Annotated in this window: 18 protein-coding genes; 14 read left to right on the top strand and 4 right to left on the bottom strand. The window is 54.7% G+C overall.

Going from position 1 to position 25,573, the window contains the following annotated elements; translation table 11 throughout:
* The first annotated feature begins 39 nt into the window (after window positions 1–39).
* The 10 genes from ADG881_RS02220 (at window position 40) to ADG881_RS02175 (ending at window position 14,895) form a co-directional block, all read left to right on the top strand.
* Window positions 40–738: a GntR family transcriptional regulator gene (locus ADG881_RS02220; RefSeq protein WP_007149424.1), complete on the top strand. Its 699-nt coding sequence runs from the start codon at window positions 40–42 to the stop codon at window positions 736–738.
* A 9-nt stretch (window positions 739–747) separates the two neighbouring features.
* Window positions 748–1,638 carry a methylisocitrate lyase gene (prpB, locus tag ADG881_RS02215; protein WP_007149117.1) on the top strand — a complete coding sequence of 297 codons (891 nt, stop codon included), beginning with the start codon at window positions 748–750 and terminating at the stop codon, window positions 1,636–1,638.
* Window positions 1,639–1,771: 133 nt separating this feature from the next.
* Window positions 1,772–2,917: a 2-methylcitrate synthase gene (gene prpC / locus ADG881_RS02210; RefSeq protein WP_007150437.1), complete on the top strand. Its 1,146-nt coding sequence runs from the start codon at window positions 1,772–1,774 to the stop codon at window positions 2,915–2,917.
* A 141-nt stretch (window positions 2,918–3,058) separates the two neighbouring features.
* Entirely contained in the window at window positions 3,059–5,650 is a 2,592-nt protein-coding gene (gene acnD / locus ADG881_RS02205; protein ID WP_007150657.1) for a Fe/S-dependent 2-methylisocitrate dehydratase AcnD, read from the top strand.
* A 66-nt stretch (window positions 5,651–5,716) separates the two neighbouring features.
* On the top strand, window positions 5,717–6,895 hold the full coding sequence (gene prpF, locus ADG881_RS02200; RefSeq protein ID WP_039925974.1) for a 2-methylaconitate cis-trans isomerase PrpF: 1,179 nt from the start codon (window positions 5,717–5,719) through the stop codon (window positions 6,893–6,895).
* A 244-nt stretch (window positions 6,896–7,139) separates the two neighbouring features.
* The gene (locus ADG881_RS02195; RefSeq protein ID WP_007150025.1) at window positions 7,140–8,624 is read left to right on the top strand and encodes a bifunctional 2-methylcitrate dehydratase/aconitate hydratase; all 1,485 of its coding nucleotides are present in this window, start codon (window positions 7,140–7,142) and stop codon (window positions 8,622–8,624) included.
* Window positions 8,625–9,064: 440 nt separating this feature from the next.
* Entirely contained in the window at window positions 9,065–10,387 is a 1,323-nt protein-coding gene (locus tag ADG881_RS02190; RefSeq protein WP_039925971.1) for a hypothetical protein, read from the top strand.
* Window positions 10,387–11,139: a hypothetical protein gene (locus tag ADG881_RS02185; RefSeq protein WP_039925968.1), complete on the top strand. Its 753-nt coding sequence runs from the start codon at window positions 10,387–10,389 to the stop codon at window positions 11,137–11,139. Before ADG881_RS02190 ends, ADG881_RS02185 begins: the two co-directional genes overlap by 1 nt.
* Window positions 11,084–13,456 carry a DUF6160 family protein gene (locus ADG881_RS02180; protein WP_232211670.1) on the top strand — a complete coding sequence of 791 codons (2,373 nt, stop codon included), beginning with the start codon at window positions 11,084–11,086 and terminating at the stop codon, window positions 13,454–13,456. The genes ADG881_RS02185 and ADG881_RS02180 overlap by 56 nt, the downstream gene beginning before the upstream one ends.
* A gap of 50 nt (window positions 13,457–13,506) precedes the next feature.
* Window positions 13,507–14,895 (top strand): hypothetical protein, encoded by a 1,389-nt coding sequence (locus tag ADG881_RS02175; protein ID WP_007148823.1) that lies wholly within the window; start codon window positions 13,507–13,509, stop codon window positions 14,893–14,895.
* 186 nt (window positions 14,896–15,081) lie between these two features.
* Here ADG881_RS02175 and ADG881_RS17850 read toward each other — a convergent pair whose 3' ends face one another.
* Window positions 15,082–15,423 (bottom strand): DDE-type integrase/transposase/recombinase, encoded by a 342-nt coding sequence (locus tag ADG881_RS17850; protein ID WP_369699522.1) that lies wholly within the window; start codon window positions 15,421–15,423, stop codon window positions 15,082–15,084.
* Between the two features lie 413 nt (window positions 15,424–15,836).
* On the bottom strand, window positions 15,837–16,655 hold the full coding sequence (locus ADG881_RS02160; RefSeq protein WP_039925963.1) for a pyruvate, water dikinase regulatory protein: 819 nt from the start codon (window positions 16,653–16,655) through the stop codon (window positions 15,837–15,839).
* A 515-nt stretch (window positions 16,656–17,170) separates the two neighbouring features.
* On the opposite strand from ADG881_RS02160, the gene ppsA reads away from it, so the two are divergent.
* The gene (ppsA, locus tag ADG881_RS02155; protein ID WP_007149232.1) at window positions 17,171–19,549 is read left to right on the top strand and encodes a phosphoenolpyruvate synthase; all 2,379 of its coding nucleotides are present in this window, start codon (window positions 17,171–17,173) and stop codon (window positions 19,547–19,549) included.
* 87 nt (window positions 19,550–19,636) lie between these two features.
* Window positions 19,637–19,933: a Rieske 2Fe-2S domain-containing protein gene (locus ADG881_RS02150; RefSeq protein ID WP_007151055.1), complete on the top strand. Its 297-nt coding sequence runs from the start codon at window positions 19,637–19,639 to the stop codon at window positions 19,931–19,933.
* A gap of 134 nt (window positions 19,934–20,067) precedes the next feature.
* On the opposite strand, the gene ADG881_RS02145 is transcribed toward ADG881_RS02150, so the two are convergent.
* A complete protein-coding gene (locus tag ADG881_RS02145) occupies window positions 20,068–20,670 on the bottom strand; it encodes a lytic transglycosylase domain-containing protein (RefSeq protein WP_007148873.1) in 603 nt (200 codons plus the stop codon).
* 343 nt (window positions 20,671–21,013) lie between these two features.
* Between ADG881_RS02145 and ADG881_RS02140 the strand changes: the two genes are divergently transcribed.
* Window positions 21,014–22,588: an FMN-binding glutamate synthase family protein gene (locus ADG881_RS02140; protein ID WP_007149748.1), complete on the top strand. Its 1,575-nt coding sequence runs from the start codon at window positions 21,014–21,016 to the stop codon at window positions 22,586–22,588.
* An 88-nt stretch (window positions 22,589–22,676) separates the two neighbouring features.
* Window positions 22,677–24,041 (top strand): glutathione-disulfide reductase, encoded by a 1,365-nt coding sequence (gene gorA / locus ADG881_RS02135; protein ID WP_007150789.1) that lies wholly within the window; start codon window positions 22,677–22,679, stop codon window positions 24,039–24,041.
* Window positions 24,042–24,163: 122 nt separating this feature from the next.
* Here gorA and ADG881_RS02130 read toward each other — a convergent pair whose 3' ends face one another.
* The gene (locus ADG881_RS02130) at window positions 24,164–25,507 is read right to left on the bottom strand and encodes a cytochrome P450 (RefSeq protein ID WP_039927119.1); all 1,344 of its coding nucleotides are present in this window, start codon (window positions 25,505–25,507) and stop codon (window positions 24,164–24,166) included.
* Between the last annotated feature and the right edge of the window lie 66 nt (window positions 25,508–25,573).

Below are 25,573 nucleotides of genomic sequence, written 5' to 3'. Positions count from 1 at the left end.
CAGCCCGGTCGTTGAAATTGTCAACAATCGGGCTTTTTTATGTCTGTCACTGCACCAGAATCTGCACGCACCTTGGCGGACCGGGTTTTTGCCCGTCTGCAGGACGATATCGTGCGTGGCGAGATCCCGCCCGGTTCCAAAGTCAGCGAAACCGAGCTGGCAGGGCGCTACGGTGTCAGCCGCGGTCCGCTCCGCGAAGCCATTCGTCGCCTCGAATCCCGTAAGTTGCTGGAGCGCGTGGTCCATGTGGGCACCCGCGTGGCCTCCCTCAGTTTCGATGACCTCATCGAAATCTATCATGTGCGCGAAGCGCTGGAAGGCATGGCGGCACGCTTGGCGGCTGAGCACATGTCTGTTGAGGAGGTCAACGGCCTCTATGACGTGTTGGCTCAGCATGAGCAACAGCAGGATCTGCAACAGGATACCGCTTACTTTCAGCGGGAAGGCGACCTGGATTTCCATTACCGCATCATCCAGGGCAGCCACAATGGCACCCTCAGCCAGATGTTGATTGGCGAGCTTTACCACTTGGTGCGCATGTACCGTTATCAGTTCAGCTCGGTGGCCAACCGTCCGCAAAAAGCCCTTAACGAACATCGCCGTATCGTGGAGGCCATTGAAGCCCGCGATGGTGAGATGGCGGAGCTGTTGATGCGCCGCCATATCAGCAGTGCCCGCAAGAACATCGAAACCCAATATGCCGCCCACAAGGCGGAAAACCTGAAATCGGATACTTAGGAGAACGCCATGTCAGCAAACCTGACCGCCGGCGGCCGCTTCCGTAAAGCGCTCGCGGAAGAGAAGCCCCTGCAAATCATGGGAACCATTAATGCCTATGCAGCAATGATGGCGGAACAGGTTGGCTACCGTGCCATCTACCTCTCCGGTGGCGGTGTGGCCAATGCCAGTTACGGTATGCCTGATCTGGGCATGACCAGCATGAACGATGTGCTGGAAGACGTTCGTCGTATCTCCAGTGCCGTGGACACGCCGTTGCTGGTGGATATCGATACAGGCTGGGGTGGGGCGTTCAACATTTCCCGCACCGTTAAGGAAATGATCAAGGCTGGCGCCGGTGCGGTACACCTGGAGGACCAGGTTGCCCAGAAGCGCTGCGGCCACCGCCCGAACAAGGAAATTGTTTCCCAGGAAGAAATGGTCGACCGGGTAAAAGCTGCCGTTGACGGCAAGACCGATGATGACTTTTTTATTATCGCCCGTACTGATGCCTTCCAGAAAGACGGCCTGGAAGCGGCTGTTGAACGCGCTCGTGCCTGTATCGAAGCAGGGGCTGATGGCATCTTCGCAGAAGCGGTACATACCCTGGAAGATTATAAAGCCTTCAAAAAAGGCCTGGGTGATGCACCTTTGCTGGCAAACATTACCGAGTTTGGTGCTACGCCGCTGTTCAGCCGTGAAGAGCTGGCTGAGGCCGGCGCCGATATGGTCCTGTACCCACTGAGTGCCTTCCGTGCCATGAACAAAGCGGCGCTGCAGGTGTACCAGAGCATTCGTGAGCAGGGCCACCAGAAAGACGTGGTAGACATCATGCAGACACGTATGGAGCTGTATGATTTCCTGAACTACCACGATTACGAACAGAAACTGGATGCACTCTTCGCCAAGAGCAAGGGCTGATACCGATTTTGTAGGAGTCCCTCTTGAGGTGCGAACCGGGTCTTGAATTTCCTCATGCCGGTTCCCGCTCCGAGTGGTGCCCTTACAGCACAGAATCCGCATTGGCGGAAATAAGATTCAAAGGAGATACATCATGGCAGAAGCAAAAAAACTCGGCGGCGCAGGCCTGCGTGGCCAGGTAGCAGGTAAAACCGCACTTTCCACTGTAGGTGTTTCTGGCTCCGGCCTGACCTACCGGGGTTACGATGTTAAGGATCTGGCGGAAAACTGCGAATTTGAAGAAGTCGCACACCTGATCCTCAAGGGCGCGCTGCCGACCCAGGCGGAACTGGATGCTTACAAGACCAAGTTGCAAGGTCTGCGCAGCTTGCCGGCAGAACTGAAAACCGTTCTCGAGCAGATTCCGAAAGATGCTCACCCCATGGACGTGATCCGCACCGGTTGTTCCATGCTGGGCAATCTGGAACAGGAAGACACGAGCGTGATGGGTGCCTTCCCCACCCAGGAAGCCTGTGTTGATCGCATGCTGGCTTGTTTCCCGTCCATCATCTGTTACTGGTATCGCTTCAGTCACGATGGTGTGCGTATTGATGAAAACACGGGTGATGCGTCCATCGGCGCCCACTTCCTGCACATGCTGCGTGGCGAAAAGCCCAACGAGCTGCATGAGCGTGTGATGAACGTTTCGCTGATTCTGTACGCAGAGCACGAGTTCAACGCCTCTACGTTCACCGCCCGTGTGTGTGCATCCACACTGTCCGACATCCACAGCTGCATCACTGGTGCTATCGGCACCCTGCGTGGCCCGCTGCACGGTGGCGCCAACGAAGCGGCCATGGATATGATCGAAAAGTTCTCCGATGCAGATCATGCCGAGAAAGAAATGATGGGCATGCTGGAACGTAAAGAGAAGATCATGGGCTTCGGCCATGCGATCTATACGGAATCCGATCCGCGTAACGCCATCATTAAACAGTGGGCTGAAAAGCTGGGCCAGGATGTGGGCGATACCGTGTTGTACCCCGTGTCCGTGCGTTGTGAAGAAGTCATGTGGCGCGAGAAGAAACTGTTCTGTAATGCCGATTTCTTCCATGCGTCTGCCTATTTCTTCATGGGCATTCCGACAAAACTGTTCACACCGATTTTCGTAATGAGCCGCCTGACCGGTTGGGCGGGGCACGTGATGGAGCAGCGCGCGGATAACCGCATTATTCGCCCGAGTGCGGATTACACCGGTGAAGAGTTGCGCCCGGTAACGCCGATCGCTGAGCGAGGTTGATAACGCCTGGCGCCTGGCGCCTGGCGCCTGACGCTTGATGCCTGACGCTCACCCCGTCAGGCATTATGCGTTTGGCATTCAGCGTCAATGCATTCATTCCTTCGTTCACATTCAAGCACCCAGACAAGAGATCCCCAGGCTATGAACACCGAATACCGCAAATCCCTCCCCGGCACCGAGCTGGACTATTTCGACACCCGTGCGGCGGTCGATGCGATCCAGCCTGGGGCCTATGCAAAACTTCCATACACTTCCCGAATTCTGGCAGAGCAGCTGGTGCGCCGCTGTGCGCCTCAGGATTTGACCGATGCGCTCAAGCAGCTCATCGAGCGCAAACGCGACTTGGACTTTCCCTGGTATCCGGCCCGCGTTGTCTGCCATGACATTCTCGGCCAGACCGCGTTGGTAGACCTGGCTGGCCTGCGTGATGCCATCGCCGAGAAGGGCGGAGATCCGTCCCAGGTGAACCCGGTGGTGCCGACCCAGCTTATCGTTGACCACTCCCTGGCTGTGGAGCATCCCGGTTTTGAAGAGGGCGCATTCGAGAAGAACCGCGCGGTGGAAGAGCGTCGCAACGAGGACCGGTTCCATTTCATCAACTGGACCAAAACTGCCTTCGATAACGTGGATGTGATCCCGCCGGGCAATGGCATCATGCACCAGATCAACCTGGAGAAAATGTCTCCGGTGGTACAGGTGCGCGATGGCGTGGCCTTCCCGGACACCTGTGTGGGCACTGACAGCCACACCCCCATGGTGGATGCGCTTGGCGTCATCTCCGTGGGCGTGGGTGGTCTGGAAGCCGAAAACGTCATGCTCGGTAACCCGTCCATGATGCGTCTGCCGGATATCGTTGGTGTGGAGATGACAGGCAAGCTGCATCCGGGCATCACCGGTACTGACCTGGTGCTGGCATTGACCGAGTTTCTCCGTAAAGAACGTGTTGTTGGCGCCTACCTGGAATTCTTCGGCGAAGGTGCCGACAGTTTATCCGTAGGCGATCGCGCCACCATTGCCAACATGACACCGGAGTACGGTGCTACCGCTGGCATGTTCTTTATCGATGATCAGACCATTGAGTACCTGCGCCTCACCGGCCGTGAAGATGATCAGGTCGCACTGGTGGAAAAATTCGCCAGGGAAACCGGCTTGTGGGCTGACAGTTTGAGAGAAGTGGAATACGAACGCGTGTTGTCGTTCGATTTGTCATCCGTTGGTCGTAACCTGGCCGGCCCTTCCAATCCTCACTCTTTGCTGCCGGTTTCCGAGCTGGGCAGCCGTGGTATTGCCAAGGAGTGGAAGCAGGAAGAGGGTCTGATGCCGGATGGGGCAGTCATCATCGCTGCCATCACCAGCTGTACCAACACCTCGAACCCGCGCAATATCATTGGGGCGGGTTTATTGGCCCGTAATGCGAACAAGCTGGGGTTGGTCCGCAAGCCCTGGGTGAAAAGCTCCCTGGCGCCCGGTTCCAAGACGGTAAAAATGTACCTGGAAGAGTCCGGTCTGTTGCCAGAGCTGCAGCAGCAAGGCTTTGATGTGGTGGCCTTTGCCTGTACCACCTGTAATGGCATGTCCGGCGCGCTGGATCCTGAAATCCAGAAAGAAGTAATCGAGCGTGACTTGTATTCCACCGCTGTGTTGTCGGGCAACCGTAACTTTGATGGCCGGATTCACCCTTACGCCAAACAGGCATTCCTGGCATCTCCGCCGCTGGTGGTGGCCTATGCTATCGCCGGCACCATTCGTTTCGATATCGAGAAGGATGTGCTGGGCCACGATCAGGATGGTAACCCGATCATGCTCAAGGATATCTGGCCGTCTGATGAAGAGATCGACGCCATCGTGAAGTCTGCGGTGAAGCCGGAGCAGTTCCGCAAGACCTACATTCCCATGTTCGAGAAGAAAGGCGATGGCGTACGTGCAGCGAGCCCGCTGTACGACTGGCGTCCACAGTCCACCTACATTCGCCGCCCGCCTTACTGGGAAGGGACCATGGCCGAAGCCCGTGCGCTAAAAGGCATGCGCCCACTGGCTGTGCTGCCGGACAACATCACCACGGACCACTTGTCGCCGTCCAACGCGATCCTGCTGGACAGTGCTGCAGGGGCGTATCTGGACAAGATGGGCCTGCCGGAAGAGGACTTCAATTCCTATGCAACTCACCGTGGCGACCATCTGACTGCCCAGCGGGCTACGCTGGCCAATCCGAAACTGTTCAATGAAATGGTCAGAGATGAAGACGGTAATGTGATCCAGGGCTCTCTGGCCCGGGTAGAGCCGGAAGGCGAAGTGAAGCGCATGTGGGAAGCCATTGAAACCTACATGGAGCGTAAGCAGCCGCTGATCATTATCGCTGGCGCAGACTACGGTCAGGGCTCGTCCCGTGACTGGGCCGCCAAAGGTGTAGCGCTGGCCGGGGTGGAAACCATCGTGGCCGAAGGCTTCGAACGTATCCACCGCACCAACCTGATCGGCATGGGGGTTATGCCCCTGCAGTTCGAGGAAGGGACAACGCGCAACACCTTGAACATCGACGGTACGGAAACGTTTGATGTGGAAGGCAGCCCGGCTCCGCGGGCTGAGCTGACACTGATAATGCACCGTGCCAACGGTGACGTAGAGCGCATCCCGGTGCTGTGCCGCCTGGATACGGCCGAAGAAGTGTCCGTGTATTCCGCCGGTGGCATCCTGCAAAAATTCGCCAACGAGTTTATGGCGGAAGCAGGCTAGAACGAAACTGCAGGGTGGGCATTGGCGTTGGCCAATGGCCACCGGTTTTTCTCCAAGGAGCAAGACATGCCCCACGCACCACAAATAAAAATCCCCGCCACCTATATGCGGGGCGGTACCAGCAAAGGCGTTTTCTTCAGCCTGACGGATCTGCCTGAAGCCGCGCAAGTTCCCGGCGAAGCCCGCGACAAGATTCTGCTACGGGTGATCGGCAGCCCCGATCCTTATGGCAAGCACACCGATGGCATGGGTGGCGCCACGTCCAGCACCAGCAAGTCAGTGATCTTGGCGAAAAGTGAAAAGGCTGATCACGATGTGGATTATCTGTTTGGCCAGGTTTCCATCGATAAGCCTTTCGTGGACTGGAGCGGCAACTGTGGCAACCTGACCGCAGCTGTCGGGGCCTTTGCCATCAATAACGGTCTGGTTTCTGCTGACCGTATCCCCGATAACGGCATTGCCGTTGTTCGCATCTGGCAGGTCAATATCCAGAAGACCATTATTGCCCACGTTCCCATCACCAATGGTGAAGTGCAGGAAACCGGTGATTTTGAACTGGACGGCGTAACCTTTCCGGCCGCCGAAGTAAAAGTGGACTTCATGGACCCGGCAGACGGGGAGGGTGCCATGTTCCCCACCGGCAATGTGGTTGATGAGCTTGAAGTCCCAGGCGTCGGATCTTTCCCGGCCACCATGATCAATGCCGGTATTCCTACCGTTTTCGTCAACGCAGAAGATATCGGTTACACCGGTACCGAGCTGCAGGGTGACATCAACGAAAACAAGGAAGCGCTGCAAACATTTGAAACGATCCGTGCCTACGGCGCCAAGCACATGGGCCTGATCGACAACATTGAAGAAGCGGAAGCGCGACAGCACACCCCGAAGATTGCCTTCGTCTCCAAACCCAAGAGCTACGCTGCCTCCAGCGGCAAGCAAATTGGTGAAGAGGATGTGGACCTGTTGGTGCGAGCGTTGTCCATGGGCAAACTGCACCACGCCATGATGGGCACCGCTGCCGTTGCCATCGCCAGTGCCTCGGCAGTGCCGGGCACCCTGGTTAATCTGGCGGCTGGCGGTGGCGAGCGTGACAGCGTTACCTTCGGTCACCCGTCGGGCACGCTGCGGGTTGGCGCGGGGGCCAAGCAGGTCGATGGGCAGTGGACGGCCACCAAAGCCAGCATGAGCCGTAGCGCCCGTGTTTTGATGGAAGGCAATGTTCGCATTCCCGGAGACTGCTTCTGATGTAGGCGTGCCTTAGCACAGCTAACGCCACTTCATCTCGGTAGTGTTAACAGGCCCTAGGTCAGATTAGCCTGAAGGCGTAATCCGACAAATCCACTGTCGGGTTACGGCTTTGCCTCTCTGTGCCCTGGGGTGAACCCGACCTACAACTGTAAAAGCCGTTTAGTTAACCTCCTTCAATGCTTGACCCTCTGCCATTTCGGGGGAGACCCTGAAAGCCAACCTATCCAGGGAGGCGTCTACCATGGCCAGCAATACCGATCAGAATCTGCGACCCGATTACGACCAAGTCATTCAAGACATTGTCGACTACGTTCGCGATTACCGCATCGAATCGGAAGAAGCTTGGCAAACTGCGCACTATTGCTTGCTCGACACCCTGGGTTGTGGGTTCCTTGCCCTGCGCTTTCCGGAATGTACCAAACATCTTGGTCCGATAGTGGAGGGCACCATGGTGCCTCATGGCGCTCGGGTTCCCGGCACTCCGTATCGTTTGGATCCCGTAAAAGCGGCCTGGGACATCGGCTGCATGATCCGCTGGCTGGATTACAACGATACCTGGCTTGCTGCAGAGTGGGGACATCCATCGGATAACCTGGGCGGGATTCTGGCGGTAGCCGATTATCTCTCGCAAAAACGGGTAGCGAACGGTGAACCGCCCTTGACCATGAAGGCTGTTCTGGAAGCGATGATCAAGGCCCATGAAATTCAGGGCGTGCTGGCGCTGGAAAACTCCTTCAACCGCGTTGGGCTGGATCATGTGTTGCTGGTCAAGGTTGCATCTACCGCTGTTGTGTCGCACCTCATGGGCGCCGACCGGGAGCAGATGCTGTCTGCGGTCTCTCATGCCTGGGTGGACGGGCAGGCCTTGCGCACTTATCGCCATGCCCCCAATGCGGGCTCACGAAAGTCCTGGGCAGCAGGGGACGCTACCAGCCGGGCTGTTCGCCTTGCGGATATTGCTCTTCGTGGAGAAATGGGAATTCCCGGAGCGCTCACCGCCCCCCAATGGGGCTTCTACGATGTGCTGTTCAGCAAGACCAACAAGGACCAGGCCATCAAGCCGGAAGAGAAACGCCAATTCAGCTTCCAGCGCGGTTATGGCTCTTACGTGATGGAAAACATCCTTTTCAAGATTCGCTTTCCGGCGGAGTTCCACGCGCAAACGGCGTGCGAGGCTGCGGTACTGCTGCATCTGGAGGTAAAAAATCGCCTGGATGATATCGAAAAAATCGTCGTAACCACCCATGAGTCAGCCATCCGCATCATTTCCAAAGAGGGACCACTCGCCAACCCGGCGGACCGTGACCATTGCCTGCAGTACATGATTGCCGTGCCCTTGATCATGGGAGGCCTCAGTGCCGACCACTACGAAGACGGCTTCCACGCCAAGAATTCAATGATCGACACGCTGCGGAATAAAATGGAGATCGTGGAAAGCGCAGAGTACACCCGCGATTACCTGGACCCGGAAAAGCGCTCCATCGCCAATGCGATACAGGTTTTTTTCAGCGACGGCACAAAAACGGATGTTGCCGAGGTGGAATACCCCATAGGCCATCGACGCCGCAGGGAGGAGGGCATGCCCGTGCTGAAGAGCAAGTTCCATCAGAATCTGCTGACCCGTTTCCCGCCAGCCAAAGCGGAGGAAATTCTCAACGCCAGCAAAAGCCAGCAGTCGCTGGCCTCAGTCCCTGTGCATAAATTCATGGGAATGCTGGCGCAATAGCCCCGATATCACACTTTACGCTTGGGTTATGGCCACCTTGGCTTCCTGCACCAAACCCCAGATGGATAAGCGGTCCTTCTGCGAATACTGCAGCCTGGTGACTCTTTATCCAGTTTGTCCTTGAGCAGGGGGGATCAGCCTGAACATCCAACCAGAATGAAACAAAACCAAACGAGACATTTCGTCATCATATGTGCACTTTGGTAACAAGCCGTTTTCGGATAAAGAGTACAAACATGCATAGCTATGGTAGACGATCTGTTTATAGCGCATAACATGCTGATATTTATAAATTAATAGCGACGACACTGTGTAGTGTTTGTGTTAACAAGTGTTGCTATACGTTTTGTCGCTGTGTAGCCTTGTGACTAAAGATAATCAGACCTGACTAAAGTGCCCAATGAAGGTTCAGGCTGGAATAACAAGAAAACGAGGTCACAGTGCGCCCAAGACTCCAATCGACCAACCTGCTGTTGGCTGCGACCCTCACTCTGGGCGCCGCTCAAGCGCAAGCCCTTACTGAACTCAGTGATGACTCTCTGTCAGATGTGCAGGGGGCGGGCTTTGCCTTTGCGCTTGATAATTTCAGCATGCGATTTGCGCCGGAGAGTTTTATTGAATTGACTGGTGCGGGGGTGAATGGTGTTGGCTGGCAGCGAGGCGACGCACGTTATTATGGGTTGTCCATGACAAATGGGGCCCAGCCCGGCGGCACGGACTGGTATGCCACGCTTAATGGAGGCTCCAGCGCTTGCGGTGGAAGCAGCGCCTATGGCAATACCTTTCTTGCTTGCCCTCTAGGTAACGGCAATAGTCTTGGGGCGGGTGTGACGCCAAACCAATACGGCATCGGTGCCATGGCTTCAATCTATGACCCTTACGTGCTGCGTGTTTTTGATTACGAGGGGTACGATTTTCAAGGCAATTACCTGGACGGATCTGCAGGCAATGAAAAGCCAACGATTCTTGAGTTGATTGGCCCCAGCCAAACAGAAGATTGGCGCTGGAGTTTCTGGGGCGAGTTGGAGGTAGACCGTGTAGCCGGTGACCCTAGCGCAGCTATCGGTGCAGCAAACTGCTCGTCGGGAGGGGCGGACTGTGCCGACTTCCTGCAAAGCCAAACGATCATTCATGGCAAACCCACAACAGCGGATGGGAAACCTGCCATCCTGCGGCTCATGCAAACGGAAAATACGGCCGATAATACCTTGGGTATTACCTACCAAAGCGCGCTTTCCGGTGACTTCCGTTTCTCTGTTCGACAAAAAGATACCGGTGCATTAGCCGATACGCTTCATAATGTTCCGGATTTTGATGATGCTGAAGGTATGTATTTCAAAAATGTGGATGCCTTCTTGCCACTTGGCGTTCTGCATTACCAGGCTCTTACGCTGGATGCTGTGAGGGATGGTTCCGGCAGCGCCACTGGCGATTTCGTTATTGAATTAACCCGAATTCCTGACATTCCCGAGGTCTATAACAATTTTTATTGTGGCGATGTCGGCAACACAGGGGATTGCGCCCTGAATTCAGATGGCAGCATTGCCAACCCCAACGAAGATACCCGTGGCTACGTGCGCTGGGGCAATTTTGATAGTGTCAATATTGCGACAGGGGCTGGGCTTCCATCTGCTACAGCAACCGATAACGGTATTTATTTTGTGAATCCTTCAGCCGCAACCCCAGTCACCAATCTGGGGGTCTCCCGCATCGAAGGTATGCGCATTCACCACATGAAAATCACCACATTGGGGGCCAATTAATGACCAGTTCATTTTTCCTCCGCATGAGTGAGCTTTTTCCTGAAAAAGCCCCCCCAGCTTTTGCTGTCCTTGCCGTGGTGTTGTGCATGCACACGAATCCCGCCCAGGCCCTGGAAGCCATGGATGATACAGAGATGGGTACAGTTACAGGGCAGAAAGGGATTCTCGCGAGCTTTCAGTACTACTATAACAGTAGTCCCGCGGAAGCCGATCTCGGTGCCCCCCTGTCTATTTGTGATACTCCTAATGGTGGTAGCAGCCTGGCAAATATGAATTGCCGCTTCGGCCTTCAATTGAAAAATCGCGAGAGCGAGTGGTTGGTCTTTAAAAACGGTCACGCGTCAATTGATCTACGGCGTTTGGCAATTGACGCATCCATGTTGGGTGATTCCCACGGTGGCAGTGCCGCTTATCATGGTTACTTCAATGAGGCTAAATTTACCGACCAGGATGGCTCTACTTGTTTACTGCCCAGCGGGGATTGTTCCGGAGCAGCAGCATCAGGATTGGCTGAGATGCCAGGTCTTCGCTTGAGCTATCCAGAGGGCGCGGCTGATGGGTTTGAGTTCAATGACGTGCGTTTCGGGCTGTACTTCGAGGGGCTGGCTGTAGAACCCAATGCGCTTGTGCCAAGCGGCAATGGTTGGGAAGGCAACAATAATGGCTCCTTTATGGGCCTAAATATTGCGGATAACAATGGTCACCAAGCAGGAATTGCGTTTGGTGGCGATTTTTATCTTTACGGTTATTAAGACGGCATCTGCTTTCCACACGGTGATTGCTATGTGTTCAAAGACAGAAAAAAATAACAACCTGCCGCACGTGCCGCCCGCGGTTTTTGCAGCAATGCTGTTTATTTCTTCTAACGTTCACGCCTTGGAAGTTCTTTCTGAGCAAGAAATGGGCGCTGTGCAAGGCCGTGACGGTGTGACTATCGGCTTGGAAGTACCGCAAGGCGGCGCGATCACAGCTGAACAAATCCGCTGGGAAGTGGATAACGGTGAAGTTGATGCAAATAGCAACTCACTTCAGAACCATCTGATCATTGGTGGTACAGCCGTCGACGCAAACCAGTTTGTGATCAAGCCGATTGATCTGGATGGCACAGCTGCAAGCCAGGCGTTAGATTTTGCATTGGCCATCGATTCCTACACCAATAACGAGGGCCGGTCTGGCCTGGGCCTTGATGCGACCTGGAACCGGATGCGTGTGCAGATGGATAGCTTGTCTGTCACAGACACATCACGTTCATTCGGGGCCGTCGCCCTGGATGCGGGCGGGCGTTTTGCCGTTTTTGGTGACGGCGGGTTTGCCAACTCATCACTCAGTGCAGATCAGGCAAGGGTGATCGTTAACGTCGGGGATATTGATAACACCGACCCGGATCCGAATACATGGACCATGGGGCAGCCTGGCCGTCTGTTTTATCGAATGGGGCCGGCAGGGAGTACGGAGGTGCAGCTGGACAACTTCGGTTTCCTGTTTGACATGCACCAGGGAACGGTGGGAGTAAACTCTGACGGAATTGTTGTGAGTAGCGCTCCGGGGTCGCGGACTGACTTGAATCTCACTTTTGATGTTTTTGCCAATGTTGCCAATGGAGCGTCGACGGCGTTTCAGTTCAATGAGCAGTCAATCCCCATGCTCCTGTTCGGCTGGCGCGGTGGTATCGAGGACTTTGATTTGCAGCTGCGCCCTCAGGGTGCTTGGTTGCCGGATGACGGTACATTCACGCAAGGCCTAACGGCTTCACTGGGTTTTGATCTAGCCGATAATTTCCAGTTTGTTCTTGGCGAAGCCAGATATGAAGATAGTGGTGATGAGGGGCAGTCATATCTGGAATTTACACAACCCATCAGTATGCCGACGACCTTGGGGCAGAATCGAAAGGATCTTGAGTTCGGCTATCTAACACTGGATACCGTTTCCGCGGCTCATCAAAGTGTTGGGGGCATCTGTTTCGGTGGTGCCAACACCTACGGTAGCACCCCATCGGCTTGCGCAAGCTCAACGGGTGGGGTGCTTCCCACTGAACTCCTGGATGTTGCGCCTTCAGACACAGGGCTTGCGATTATAAATCGTGAATGGGGTCTTCATGCCTATTCTTCCAAGGTCGTCTATCGCGACGGTGTTTCAGCTGCAAACAATATTGATGAAGGGTGGGCTCTGATCTATACCCTTGGCGATATTAGTACCAACTGGTACCTCTACCCACAGTCAGGGGATGGTGCCACGCCAGGATCCCCCGGATTTACCATGGATGTGGTTGCTGCCATCCAGACAGAGGGCGGGGCTGACGCCAACGGGAGACCGGATCGCTCCCGCTGGGAAAATGGTACCCACCTGATGATCGGTGATACGGACTTCCAGACCAGTTATCACGACCCGAGCAACCCAACTGCTGATGGCCTGGCCATTGGCCTGATGGGGGCTGACTTACTGTTTGCCACCAATGATATGGGAGTCGGCGTATCCCTTGGTGATGGTCTGAATCTTTCTTCCAATGAAGTACGGTTGCAGCTTCGCGGGATGTTCGGTGGAGGCGATGTGCCTCGCATGGAGTCTCCGGTTTACGGTAGCTATATTGATATGAACCTGGAAATGGACGAATTCGTTTTCAAGATTTTCCCTTCATTGAATGGGGATGCGATTAACTTCGGCGGCTTCCTTAGCTTGGCAAACCTTAATAATGGTTTTTCCAATGATACGGGTAGCGGTCATGGCCATGATGACGGCACCTATATTTCCTTTGCTGAACCCAATTTGAATAAATTAAATGTAGATGTGCGTTTAGCGGATATTACGGGGGATATCGAAATTCCTTCTAACTTCATTCTTGCCGGAGGGGGCGGGAAAATTGATCTCCTGTCGGCTTCTGGTGAAGCTGATGGTAAGCCAAAACTGCGCATTGAGAACAATCTGAATATTGGAGCATTGGCGACTAAGCCTGGTGGTGGTGCTGGTGATCCTCTTGAGATTGGAAGAATCGAATTCGGCGGTAAAGATCTGGGCTCCATGATTATTCCCGCTGCGAAAGTTTATACTTCACTGACACTGGAACAACAATAAGTACGAATATCGGCTAAGGCCTTTAAGAATAACATCTTCGGGTATTGCTAATGAGAATTAAAATAAAATCCAGCTTCCGATTATTGCCGATAAATTCCTCTGGCTGCTTTTTTGCACTTGTTTTTTTACTGTTCTCGCAAGCCGTGCAGGCTATGGTTGAGCTTAAAGATGAGCAATTGGCTGATGTGACAGGGCAAGCTCTGCTGCAAATGAATAAAGAGTTCACAAATGGATATACTTTTTATAAGGCGGGATTAGATGCAGAGTTGAGGCTCAATATGAACATTGACAAGCTTCAGCTTGGTTGTGGAGGCATTAATGGTACAGATGGTTGCGACCTTGATATAGATAATTTTTCTCTGGGGTGTGTCGCAAATAGCAGTGGACAATGCATTACGCAGAATCCCGTTTTAGGGAGTATTCAGAAGCCGGGCCTCTTGAGAGACTGCGGGAATGGAACTTGCACAGGTACGAATATTGACAAAACCATTCAAGATCAACTGAAAGATTTTATTATCAACAGACCCTTTTTCCAGTTTGCAATTAAGAACGATAGCAGCACGACGCTGCGTGAAGTTGTTGGCGTTCGCATGGGGGGAGAACAGGTTTCAGGCCCGATGTCTTTTGGGTCACTGAATGTTTTCAGTGGTTTTATGAGTGGCAATGCTCAACTTGACCTACAGGAGCAGGGGCGGGGAAGAAACCCTCAGGATGTGGCTGTTACCTGTGGGCCTTTAACGGGGCCCTGCCCTGGTAGTTTAGGAGGGTCAGGTGTTAACGTTTTTGGCCTTAATGAACCTGATAGATCTTTAGGGCTTGATAATGATGAGGCTTGCGTGCTTTTTATATGTGAGGAATTTCGCAATCTCACGGTTAGTTTTGATGGAGTGACAAGAAATTCGCCGGTATCCGTACTTGGGAACAGAAGGAGTCAGGCATTAATTTCCAATTTGAATCTTGGTCGCAATACTCATGGTGGCGTTGAAGGTGCTGTGGCAGCAATTGTGGACTCCTTATCAATTGAACGCTCAAGCGGCCTACCGTCTGGGCTAATCAATCTGATTAAAGGGCTAATCCAAGGTCAGATGGAACAAAAGATCATTAATCAGCTTGCTGCTGGCCTGAATACTTCTGTCGCATCTTTGGATAACAATACTTATCAACTGCCTTATAATCTATCTAATGTCCATCAACTTGACGTCTCTTCCTCACTTTTTGGTTTGTCCTTTCAAAAAGAAGATGTACAGTACCCTGGTTATTCAAATTCTGTCCCCGTAGGTTGGGCAATGTATGCACCTGATGCGTTTACACTTGACATTAGTGATAGAACAACGGCGTTTGTTAGTAATATTGCAGGCAATGCAAATGCCAGAAACGGGAATATTGTGGGCTTGGAAGCGCCCTTGAGGAACTGCTGGGGAAGCGCTCGTTTCTGTTAAAGCCAAAAGCCCGCTGGTTTGATTGGCGATTTGACTCTTTATTGGGCGGTACCGAGCGGCCGCCTCTTCCACATATAAGATTCACGTCGGAGTGCGTGGTATTTTTCCCTGAAAGGCATCTTCTATACGCTTGCATTATACTGTGGTGAAAATGATCTCCCCCCGATAAAATGGACACGCTTCATTTCAAGCTGCCATTCTCTCCTTCCACATAACCAATGCCAGAGTGTAACGTTTCTGGTTATAAAAGTGGTTGATGTAACCACGCAGCACCGCCCTCAGCTCTTGCTCATTTTTAAACGACACACCATGGATCACTTCCGCCTTCAGAGTCAGATCAGCTGTCTTCCGATCTCCCAACGACCAGCCAATCACCTTCCTCGAATAGACATCAAGCATAACCGTTAGGTACCGCCATTGTCGGTTAACCTTGATATAAGTGAGATCCGCTACCCACTGCTGATTTATCTCCGTTTGGACCGGCATATTCAGGCGTAGGTTCTTGTGGCGTTGATAAAATCGCTCCACGCCCGGCACCCTGCGGTACAGTTTTGCTACCCACCCATCAGCGAGGCCTCCCTCATCAGCCTCTCAACACGCTTTCGACCCTTGCCTTCCAGATATTCCTTGCGCCACCTCGAAAGCATCACCGGGTGGATATCCAACCCAGCCGCCACTTGCTGGACCTGAATGCCTTCCTGACAGCCGAGCTCAGGCCTTTGCTACTGCCAAGTCTTTCTCAGATTGTTGTATCGGGGCATATGCCATCTCGTCTAGTTAGGAGAAGGTGTCCACTAAAGCGGGGGAACTACAAAAACGTCTCAGTATACCTGTTACCTTGCCGGTTTTGGTTTCCTGATTTTTTGTTGACGACATAACATCAAAGCCTTCAAGTCAGATTTACTATGGCTATATGCAGGCACAAGCTTATATGCTGGTTGCTACTGCAACCGCCGCTTCAACCCCTTCATCGCCAACACCCGCGTACTGATCTCCTCAATCGATAATTCTGTCGCATCCAGGTACGGAATATTGTGCTTGTTGTACATGGCTTCCAGGGCCCGTAATTCCATGTCGCATTGGCGCGGCGAAGCGTACTTGCTGCCGGCTTTGCGTTCGCTGCGGATGGCGCTTAGGCGATCGGCGTCGATGGTGAGGCCGAAGAGTTTGTGCTTGTGTTCCACCAGGGCCTTGGGCAGGCGCAGGTCGTCGAAGTCGTCTTCGGTGAGCGGGTAGTTGGCGGTGAACAGGCCGAACTGCAGGGCCAGGTACAGGCAGGTCGGCGTTTTGCCGGAGCGTGAGACGCCGATCAGAATGACATCAGCCTGATCGTAGTGACGCGTGCGGGCGCCATCATCGTTATCCAGAGCAAAATGTACCGCGTTGATGCGAATGCGGTAGGACTCGGCGTCCCGGATGGCGTGGCTCTGGTTGATCTTGTGGTTGGAACGTACGCCAAGCTCGTCTTCCAGGGGGCGCAGAAAAGCCCCAAAGAGGTCGAGAATCAGGGCATCACAGCTATGCAGAATGGAGCGGTGGTCGGTATTGACCAGTGTCGAGAAGACGACGGGTTTGGCGCCATCTTCTGCTGCGGCCTTGTTGATGCGGGCAACGGCTTCGCGGGTCTGCTCATCGGATTGTACGAAGGGCAGGGTGATCTGCACGAATTCGATATCCCCGAACTGGCTCAACATGCTGTGACCAAGGGTTTCCGCGGTAATCCCGGTGCCGTCCGATAGGTAAAAAGCGCTTCGTTTCATTGGGTCTGCCCGTTTTTTCAGTCGCAGGAGTGGCGCTCGCCGTGCCCCTTAAGAGTGGGTTTGAAGCAAGCCATTCGCGGGGCGAGCGCCGCTTCTGCGGGGTAAGTCGTTGTTTTGAATGGAGCCAGTCTAGACGCTGTATCGCACTGCGACCAGTGCTATCTGACGGCATGGCCCAGCCTGTCAGGCAGCCTTGAGGGGGTACCCGTTGTCCGGACAAGACGCAGATTCTACACTGCGCCCAATAATGCTTCTCTGACAAAAAACCTGCAATTTCAATGGGGTAGGATCGCTTTCTCGTGTATGAGGCAGGGCGGGGGCATGGGTTGGCCAACGTGATGCTTAAATACCGGCCAAATCTGAAAGAGGGGGCAGGCAAACTGTTTCGGTTTTGAGTAGAATGTCGGCTCGATTTGATCCGGCACCTTGTGCAGCCACTCATTTATGGCGCTATCGGCACAAGGTGTGCCGACACTGCTTTGGCCAACAAACCAACCAGTAACACGTAAAAGGAGATGACCTTGGCGGAATATGTAGTCTGGTTTCAGGACCTGGGTAAAGATGACGTTGAGCACGTAGGCGGCAAGAACGCATCCCTGGGCGAAATGATCAGCAATCTGTCGGCGGCGGGTGTCTCCGTTCCGGGCGGTTTTGCTACTACCGCTGAAGCCTTCCGTGAATTCCTTGAGCACAACAACCTGACCCAGAAGATCAACGAAGCGCTGTCTGCGCTGGACGTTGAAGATGTGGTAGCGCTGGCGAAAACTGGCGAAGAAATCCGTCAGTGGGTGGTTGATGCGCCGTTCCAGCCTGAGCTGGACAAGGCTATCCGTGATGCATACGCCCAGATCGGCGAAGGTAACGCTGACCTCCCCGTGGCCGTGCGCTCTTCCGCAACGGCGGAAGATCTGCCGGACGCGTCTTTCGCCGGTCAGCAGGAAACCTTCCTGAACATTCGTGGCGTAGATAGCGTCATGATCGCGGTTAAAGAGGTGTTCGCCTCCCTGTTTAATGACCGCGCCATCAGCTACCGCGTTCATCAGGGCTTTGACCACAAACTGGTCGCCCTGTCTGCCGGTGTGCAGCGCATGGTTCGCTCCGAGACGGGTGCTGCTGGCGTGATGTTCTCCATGGATACCGAATCCGGCTTCAAGGACGTTGTTTTCATTACCGCTTCCTACGGTTTGGGCGAGATGGTCGTACAGGGTGCGGTTAACCCGGACGAATTCTACGTTCACAAGAAGACACTGCTGAACAAGAAGCCTGCTGTGCTGCGCCGCAACTTGGGCAGCAAGATGCAGAAAATGATCTATGGCGCCGAAGGCAGTGCCGGTAAGTCCGTTGAAATCGTGGACGTGGACAAGGATGAGCGCATTCGCTTCTGTCTGACGGATGAGCAGATCGAGAACCTTTCCCGTCAGGCGATTGAAATTGAAAAGCACTACGGCATGCCCATGGATATCGAATGGGCGCTGGATGGCGACGATGGCAAGCTATACATCGTTCAGGCCCGTCCGGAAACCGTGAAAAGTCGTTCCGACGTGAACGTGATGGAACGTTACTTGCTCAAGCAAACCGGTAAAGTGCTGGTGGAAGGGCGCTCCATTGGCCAGCGGATTGGCGCTGGTAAAGTGCGCATTGTGACCAGCATCAAGGAAATGGATAAGGTCCAGCCCGGTGATGTACTGGTGACGGACATGACCGACCCGGATTGGGAACCGGTGATGAAGCGTGCTGCGGCCATTATTACCAACCGTGGCGGCCGTACCTGTCACGCGGCCATTATTGCCCGTGAACTGGGTGTGCCGGCCATCGTGGGTTGTGGCGATGCCACTGAGCTGCTCAAGGATGGCCAGGAAGTCACGGCCTCTTGCGCAGAAGGCGATACCGGCAAGATTTACGAAGGTCAGCTGGAGTTTGATATCCAGCGCAACTCTATTGAGTCCATGCCCAAGCTGCCGTTCAAGATCATGATGAACGTGGGCAACCCGGACCGGGCCTTTGATTTTGCTGGCCTGCCGAATCAAGGCGTGGGCCTTGCCCGCCTGGAATTCATCATCAACCGTATGATCGGCGTGCATCCCAAGGCACTGCTGAACTACGACGCCATGCCGAAAGATGTTAAGCAGAACGTGGACAAGCGAACTGCGGGCTATGGCGATCCGGTGGACTTCTACGTGGAGAAGCTGGTCGAAGGTATTTCTACCCTGGCGGCGGCATTCCACCCGGAAAAAGTCATCGTGCGTCTGTCAGACTTCAAGTCCAATGAATACGCCAACCTGATCGGCGGCAAGCTGTATGAGCCTGAGGAAGAGAACCCGATGCTGGGCTTCCGTGGTGCCAGCCGTTACATCAGCGAAAACTTCCGTGACTGTTTTGAGCTCGAATGCCGGGCCATGAAGAAAGTCCGTGACGAAATGGGCTTTACCAACGTGGAGATCATGGTGCCGTTCGTGCGTACCGTGGGTGAAGCGGAGCAGGTGATTGAGCTGCTTGCGAAGAATGGTCTCAAGCGTGGCGAAAATGGCCTGCGTGTGATCATGATGTGTGAGCTGCCAACCAACGCCTTGCTGGCGGATGAGTTCCTGCAGCACTTCGATGGCTTCTCCATCGGCTCCAACGACCTGACTCAGCTGACGCTGGGCCTGGATCGGGATTCCGGTATCGTAAGTCATCTGTTTGATGAGCGTGACCCGGCGGTGAAAAAGCTGCTGAAGATGGCCATCGACGCCTGTAATGCTCAAGGCAAGTACATCGGCATCTGCGGGCAGGGCCCGTCGGATCACCCGGACCTGGCCAAATGGCTGATGGAGCAGGGCATCTCTTCCGTTTCCCTTAACCCGGATTCGGTGCTCGATACCTGGTTCTATCTGGCGGAGAAGCACGGCAACTAATGTCTGCTTGACCGACCCGCTGCTTCGCAGCACAGTAAAAAGCCCGCTTCTGCGGGCTTTTTACGTTACGGAAACCGGTGAGGGCACATGTTTCATCGACTTATCCGCATCATGGATCTTTACGACGGTCTGCGGCTGCCTGTTACGATCGGGCGCAAGGAGCTGCTGCTGATCCATGAAGACGGTCGCACCTGGCTGATGCAGCGCCGCTGCCCCCACGCGGACTTTCCGCTCGACCGCTGTACGGTGATGAATGAGCAATTGCGTTGCCCGGGGCATGGGCTGACGTTTTCGCTACGCAGCGGTAAATGCCAGACATCAAGTTATCAGCTCGAGCAGTTTCGGATTGATTATGATGGGCAGTGGCTGGGCGTGGAAATTTGATGAGCGTTGGCTTTGTTGTCTGATTGCGCCTTTCAGGCTAATCAGGCCTGCCCGGCAACAGCGCTGGGTTTTGTAGGTTGAATTAGCCTGAAAGGCGTAATCCAACGAAACGACATTGTTTAGGGCGGGGCGACTTACCGCGACGCAAACACCGTTTCTTCCTCTCCCAGTTCGGCCACAAACTGGTGCGCATAGCGCTGGCGAAGTTGTTTCACCTTCTTCACGTAAGCCTGGGTTTCCTTGAAAGGCGGAATGCCACCATAGCGGCGCACATTGCCTTCGCCGGCATTGTAGGCGGCAAGAATATGGTCGAGATCGGAAAATTTGTTTTTCAGGTAGGCGATGAACTGGGTGCCGCCCTGAATATTGGCACGCGGGTCAAAAGGGTTGCTGACTTTCAGGTAGGCTGCGGTTTCGGGCATCAGCTGCATAAGACCCTGGGCGCCAACCCGTGAAATGGCGTTGTGGTTGAACAGGGACTCGGCGTGGATAACGGCTTTGACCAGTGCAGGGTCCACGCGGAAGCGGGTAGCCGCCTGGGTAATGATGGTGTCGTACTGGTCACGCTGGGCGTTGGACAGGGCGCGCGGGGTGTAACTCCAGCCTTTGCGAACGGATAGCAGCGTGTATTGCTGGCCCACCTGTTCTTGAGCCTGATCGGTGAACAGGATGGTGCCATCCGCGGAACGGTATTTGTAGATATTGTCTGCCAGGGCGCCGCCACTGACGATCAGCATGCAGCCAACTGCCAAGGCCCCCGACAGCCTGGATGTCTTCAATAAAACCCGCATTGAACCCCGTACCCCTTTTCTGGTGTAGCAAGATGCTTGTTGGGCACCGTGAACACCGTTAATTTGTTGTTCTTCCGTCGTTCTGGCTTATAGCCAAGCGTTACCCCCATGATAACGCCATTCTTTTTTCTTTCTGGCCAGCACCAGACGAATTGACCACACTGGCCGCCAAGCGTAACAAAATCGACGGACTGACATCATACTATTGCGCCGGGGGTGGCCCAAGTGCGCTGGCGCACATTTCCGCCTTGAGCCACCCAGCTGCGAATACAGCGAGCGAGGAGAGCGAATGTTTCCTGAGTATCTGGAACCCTGGTTGAACAGCACCATTGCCTGGCTGGAGCTGGGCTTTTTGCTGCTGGTGTTGCTGCTAACGGTGGTGGCTGTTGGCCTATGGCTACAAGACCGTTTTTTTCAGAAGCGACACGCCATTCGCCGTAATTACCCGCTAATCGGCCGTTTTCGCTACTTTTTCGAGACTCTTGGTGAGTTTTTCCGCCAATACTTCTTCGCTATGGACCGTGAGGAGCTGCCGTTTAACCGGGCACAACGTGCCTGGGTTTACCGCGCCGCCAAAGATTTGAGCAACACCATGGCATTTGGCTCGACCAAGCAAACCGGGGCGGGGCGGGTCATTTTCATGAATTGTCCTTATCCAACACTGGAAAAGGACGCGGCGAAAACCTTGCCTTTGATGATCGGCCCCCACTGTGAACAGCCCTATGCGGCGCGCAGTTTCTTCAATGTGTCCGGTATGAGCTTTGGCGCCCTGTCACGGCCCGCCGTGCAGGCTTTGTCCCATGGGGCCGCCATTGCCAATTGCTGGATGAATACGGGGGAAGGGGGCTTGTCTCCCTATCACCTGGAAGGGGGCTGTGATGTGGTCTTCCAGGTAGGCACGGCCCGTTACGGTGTGAGGGATGCTGAAGGCAACCTGAACGATGAGCGCCTGGCTGCGATCGCGGCGCGGCCGCAAGTGAAGATGATCGAAATCAAACTCAGCCAGGGCGCCAAGCCTGGCAAGGGCGGCATTCTTCCCGCCGCCAAAGTGACCCAGGAAATTGCGGCCATTCGCGGCATCCCCGCAGGAGAGGCATCCATTAGCCCCAACGGCCAGCCGGATGTACATAGCGCGGAGGATCTACTGGACCTGATTGCCCATGTGCGCGAGGTGAGCGGCAAGCCCACGGGCATCAAATGTGTACTCGGCGCCTGGGCGTGGGTGGAGGACTTGTTCCTGGCTATTCATGCGCGTGGCCTGGAATCGGCGCCGGACTTCATCACTATCGATAGCGGCGACGGCGGCACTGGCGCTGCCCCCATGTCATTAATGGATGATGTGGGCTTGTACCTGGCGGAGTCGTTGCCCTTGTTGGTGGATCTGCGTGATGGCTACGGCCTCACAGACCGTATCCGCATTATTGCGTCAGGCAAACTGATCACCCCAAGCATGGTGGCCTGGGCGATAGCAGTTGGGGCGGATTTCTGCGTCTCTGCGCGGGGCTATATGTTTGCCCTGGGTTGTATCCAGGCGCTGCAGTGCAACCGCAATACCTGCCCGACCGGTGTCACCACCCATAATCCGCGCTTACAGCGCGGGCTGGTGCCGGCGGAAAAGTCCCAGCGCGTGGCGCACTTCCATGACAATCTGGTCAAGGAGGTGGAAACCATTGCCCATTCCTGTGGTGTCAGCGAGCCGCGGCAATTACGCCGTTATCATGCCCGCATGCTCAGCAGTAATGGCGAGTCCATTCCGCTTGATCGCCTGTGGCCACAGGTTGAATCGGGCATCTATCTGCGTGAAGGCCGACCCAGTGAAAAGCAGCCGTTTGTACGCTGGCAGGGCATTGGGACCGGTCCGTGATTGGCGGCACCTATAATCACTATCGAATGGCTGCGTTTGTGCTGATTGCAGCAGCCTTCACAATGAACGAAATACAAAGGAGTTTTCAGTGACCACGGAATTTGATCTTGTCGTAATCGGTGCCGGTTCAGGTGGTGTACGCGCCGCACGCATGGCTGCCTCCCATGGTGCCAGCGTTGCGATTATCGAAGAGCGCTTTTTCGGGGGCACCTGTGTGAATGTCGGCTGTGTGCCCAAGAAGCTGTTTTCGTACGGTAGCCATTTTCCCCAGGAATTTGCGCTGGCTGAGGATTATGGCTACACCGTGAAAGGCTGGGAGTTTGACTGGCCCACACTGCGAGATAACAAGAGCCGTGAAATCAGCCGGTTGAACGGTATCTACCAGCGGATCCTGAATCAGGCCGGGGTGACGATTTTTGAAGGTCACGGGCAGGTATTGGGTGGTGGCAAGGTCTCTGTGGGTGAAACCGTGTTGACGGCCCGCCATATTCTGGTGGCAGTGGGTGGCAAGCCCTTCGTGCCAGATCTGCCAGGCCGTGAACATGTGCGCATCTCCGACGACCTGTTCTATCTGGACACGCTTCCCAAGCGTGTTGCCGTGGTGGGCGGTGGCTACATCGCCACGGAGTTTGCGGGCATCCTGCACGGCCTGGGCTGCCAGGTAACGCAGGTCTACCGTGGTGCTCTGTTCCTGCGTGGCTTCGATCAGGACATTCGTGAGTTTATCGCTGAACAGATGAAGGAGCAGGGCGTAACCCTGAAATTCAATGCGGACGTTGCCAGTGTTGAGGCGATTAACGGTGAAAAACACGTTAACTATCAAGGCGGCGAGCAGGCGGTATTTGATGAAGTGTTCTACGCCACCGGGCGCATCCCCAAGCTGGATGACCTGTTTGCTGAGGGTGCTGCGCCGGCCATGACAGAGGGCGGTGCTATCAAGGTGGATGACGGCTTTGCGACCAGTGTTGAGGGGCTTTATGCGCTTGGCGACGTGATCGATCGTGTGCAATTAACGCCGGTGGCACTTGCAGAGGGTATGTGGCTGGCGGCGCAACTCTATGGGGAGCATAAGCCTGAGGCGGCGATGGATTATCACAACATTGCCACGGCCGTATTCAGCCACCCCAATATTGGCACGGTGGGCCTGACGGAAGAACAGGCGTTAGCTCGTGTGCCGGCGGTGCGGGTGTATAAAAGTGCGTTCCGGCCCATGCGTTATACCCTGGGTGACAAGCAGGAGCGTTCACTGATCAAGCTGATTGTGGACGATGCCACCGACAAGGTACTTGGTCTGCATATGGCTGGTGAAGACTCAGCCGAGATTACACAGGGCTTTGCGGTGGCTATCAAGATGGGCGCCACCAAGGCTGATTTTGATGCCACCGTGGGGATTCATCCAACCGCGGCGGAAGAACTGGTAACCCTGCGTCAGGCGGTATTGGTCACGGCTTGATGGCAATCGGTATTGAGTTACGAGTATCGAGTTACGAGAAGCGAAGTTCAAAAAACAAAACCGGTCATTTCAGCGAGATTGTTTTCGGCTTTCGCAACTCGCAACTCGCAACTCCATGCTCATCAGAGCTTTTCCAGTTTTACCGGCAAACCATCGGCGGGCACCGGCAGGCTGCTGGTGTCCACCGGCATTTCGTAGTCATCGGGTACCGACCAGCGATAATTAAGTAATACCTGGTGCAGAACCGCTTTCACTTGCAGGTCGGCAAAGTGCAGGCCGATGCACTTGTGGGCGCCGCCACCAAAAGGCATCCAGGCATAGGGATGCACCTTGTCTTCACGCCGTTCGGGGCTGAACCGCTCCGGGTCGAACCGCTCCGGATCTGGCCAATACTCCTCCATATAATGGGTGAAGTAGGGCACCACATTGATAAAGCTGCCTGCGGGAATAAAGAACCCCTCATACTCCACATCCTTCACGGTCTTGCGGGGCAGGGAGGGCACCGGGGAGCATAGCCGCAAGGCTTCCTTCATGGCCAGGCTGATACCTTCCAGCCTGGGTAGATCGTCATAGTCCAGCTCCCGCTTGTTCAAGGCACGGCTCTCTACGCGTAGCCGCTCCTGCCATTCTGGGTTCTTGGCTAGATAATAGAAGAGCGTGGAGAGGGTAATCGTGGTGGTGTCGTGGGCGGCCATCATCAGAAATATCATGTGGTTGACCACATCATCGTCGCTGAATCGCTCACCGTCCTCGGTGCTGGCATGACACAGCGCGCTGAACAGGTCCGACTCCTGGCTGGCGCGCTTGGCGGGTAGTTCCTTGCGGAAAAACGCTTCAAGAACGCGTCGGCCTTTAAGCCCTTTGGACCAGCGTAGCCCGGGCACGTTGGTGCGCACGATGGCGGTGCCAGCACGGACCGTATCCACGAAGGCCTTGTTGAGGGAGTCTGCTTCCGGCCCCAGCTCATAGCCCATGAACACATCCGTTGCCAGATCCAGGGTCAACTGCTTTACCTCTGAAAGCACCTTGAATTGATTGATGCTGTGCCAGTCCTCAATTCCGCTGGCGATGTGTGGCCCCATGCGCTCGAGATAGCCTTTCAGCACGTCCTTGTTAAAGGCTTGCTGCATGATCTTGCGATGCCAGCGGTGCTCCTCGAAATCCAGCAACATGATGCCGCGATGAAAAAAACGGCCGATAAAATAATCCCAGCCATCATGATTGGAAAACAGGTCACCGCGATTAAGCATAACGAACTGGTTGGCGTCGGGGCCGAGCATCTGGATCATGCGTAAACCAAACACGCTGCTCCAGGATACCGGGCCATAGGTGTCGTAGCGTTTGCGCATTAATCCGATCGGATCGCGCATAAAACCCAGTGTGTGGCCGATAAGGGGGAGCCCCGCATCACCGGGGATGGCCTTGAGAGTGCTTGTCCGTGGCGGCACGCAAAATGGCTGAGACATATAAGACACCTGAAAATAGCCGTGAACGACGCAGGCAAGTGATGCGTCGAGGTGAAACATCGTGTT

Origin of the sequence: Alcanivorax sp. DG881, from assembly GCF_000155615.1 — a bacterium.
GTDB lineage: Bacteria > Pseudomonadota > Gammaproteobacteria > Pseudomonadales > Alcanivoracaceae > Alcanivorax.
The sequence above is the reverse complement of the archived record's forward strand: the minus strand, read 5'-3'. Positions and strand labels throughout refer to the sequence as shown.

Bases quoted from the DNA above. Each gene is read 5' to 3' on its own strand.
- ADG881_RS02220 (WP_007149424.1), top strand. From the start codon at position 40: ATGTCTGTCACTGCACCAGAATCTGCACGCACCTTGGCGGACCGGGTT.
- prpB (WP_007149117.1), top strand. From the start codon at position 748: ATGTCAGCAAACCTGACCGCCGGCGGCCGCTTCCGTAAAGCGCTCGCG.
- prpC (WP_007150437.1), top strand. From the start codon at position 1,772: ATGGCAGAAGCAAAAAAACTCGGCGGCGCAGGCCTGCGTGGCCAGGTA.
- acnD (WP_007150657.1), top strand. From the start codon at position 3,059: ATGAACACCGAATACCGCAAATCCCTCCCCGGCACCGAGCTGGACTAT.
- prpF (WP_039925974.1), top strand. From the start codon at position 5,717: ATGCCCCACGCACCACAAATAAAAATCCCCGCCACCTATATGCGGGGC.
- ADG881_RS02195 (WP_007150025.1), top strand. From the start codon at position 7,140: ATGGCCAGCAATACCGATCAGAATCTGCGACCCGATTACGACCAAGTC.
- ADG881_RS02185 (WP_039925968.1), top strand. From the start codon at position 10,387: ATGACCAGTTCATTTTTCCTCCGCATGAGTGAGCTTTTTCCTGAAAAA.
- ADG881_RS02180 (WP_232211670.1), top strand. From the start codon at position 11,084: ATGGTCACCAAGCAGGAATTGCGTTTGGTGGCGATTTTTATCTTTACG.
- ADG881_RS02175 (WP_007148823.1), top strand. From the start codon at position 13,507: ATGAGAATTAAAATAAAATCCAGCTTCCGATTATTGCCGATAAATTCC.
- ADG881_RS02160 (WP_039925963.1), bottom strand. From the start codon at position 16,655: ATGAAACGAAGCGCTTTTTACCTATCGGACGGCACCGGGATTACCGCG.
- ppsA (WP_007149232.1), top strand. From the start codon at position 17,171: ATGACCTTGGCGGAATATGTAGTCTGGTTTCAGGACCTGGGTAAAGAT.
- ADG881_RS02150 (WP_007151055.1), top strand. From the start codon at position 19,637: ATGTTTCATCGACTTATCCGCATCATGGATCTTTACGACGGTCTGCGG.
- ADG881_RS02145 (WP_007148873.1), bottom strand. From the start codon at position 20,670: ATGCTGATCGTCAGTGGCGGCGCCCTGGCAGACAATATCTACAAATAC.
- ADG881_RS02140 (WP_007149748.1), top strand. From the start codon at position 21,014: ATGTTTCCTGAGTATCTGGAACCCTGGTTGAACAGCACCATTGCCTGG.
- ADG881_RS02130 (WP_039927119.1), bottom strand. From the start codon at position 25,507: ATGTCTCAGCCATTTTGCGTGCCGCCACGGACAAGCACTCTCAAGGCC.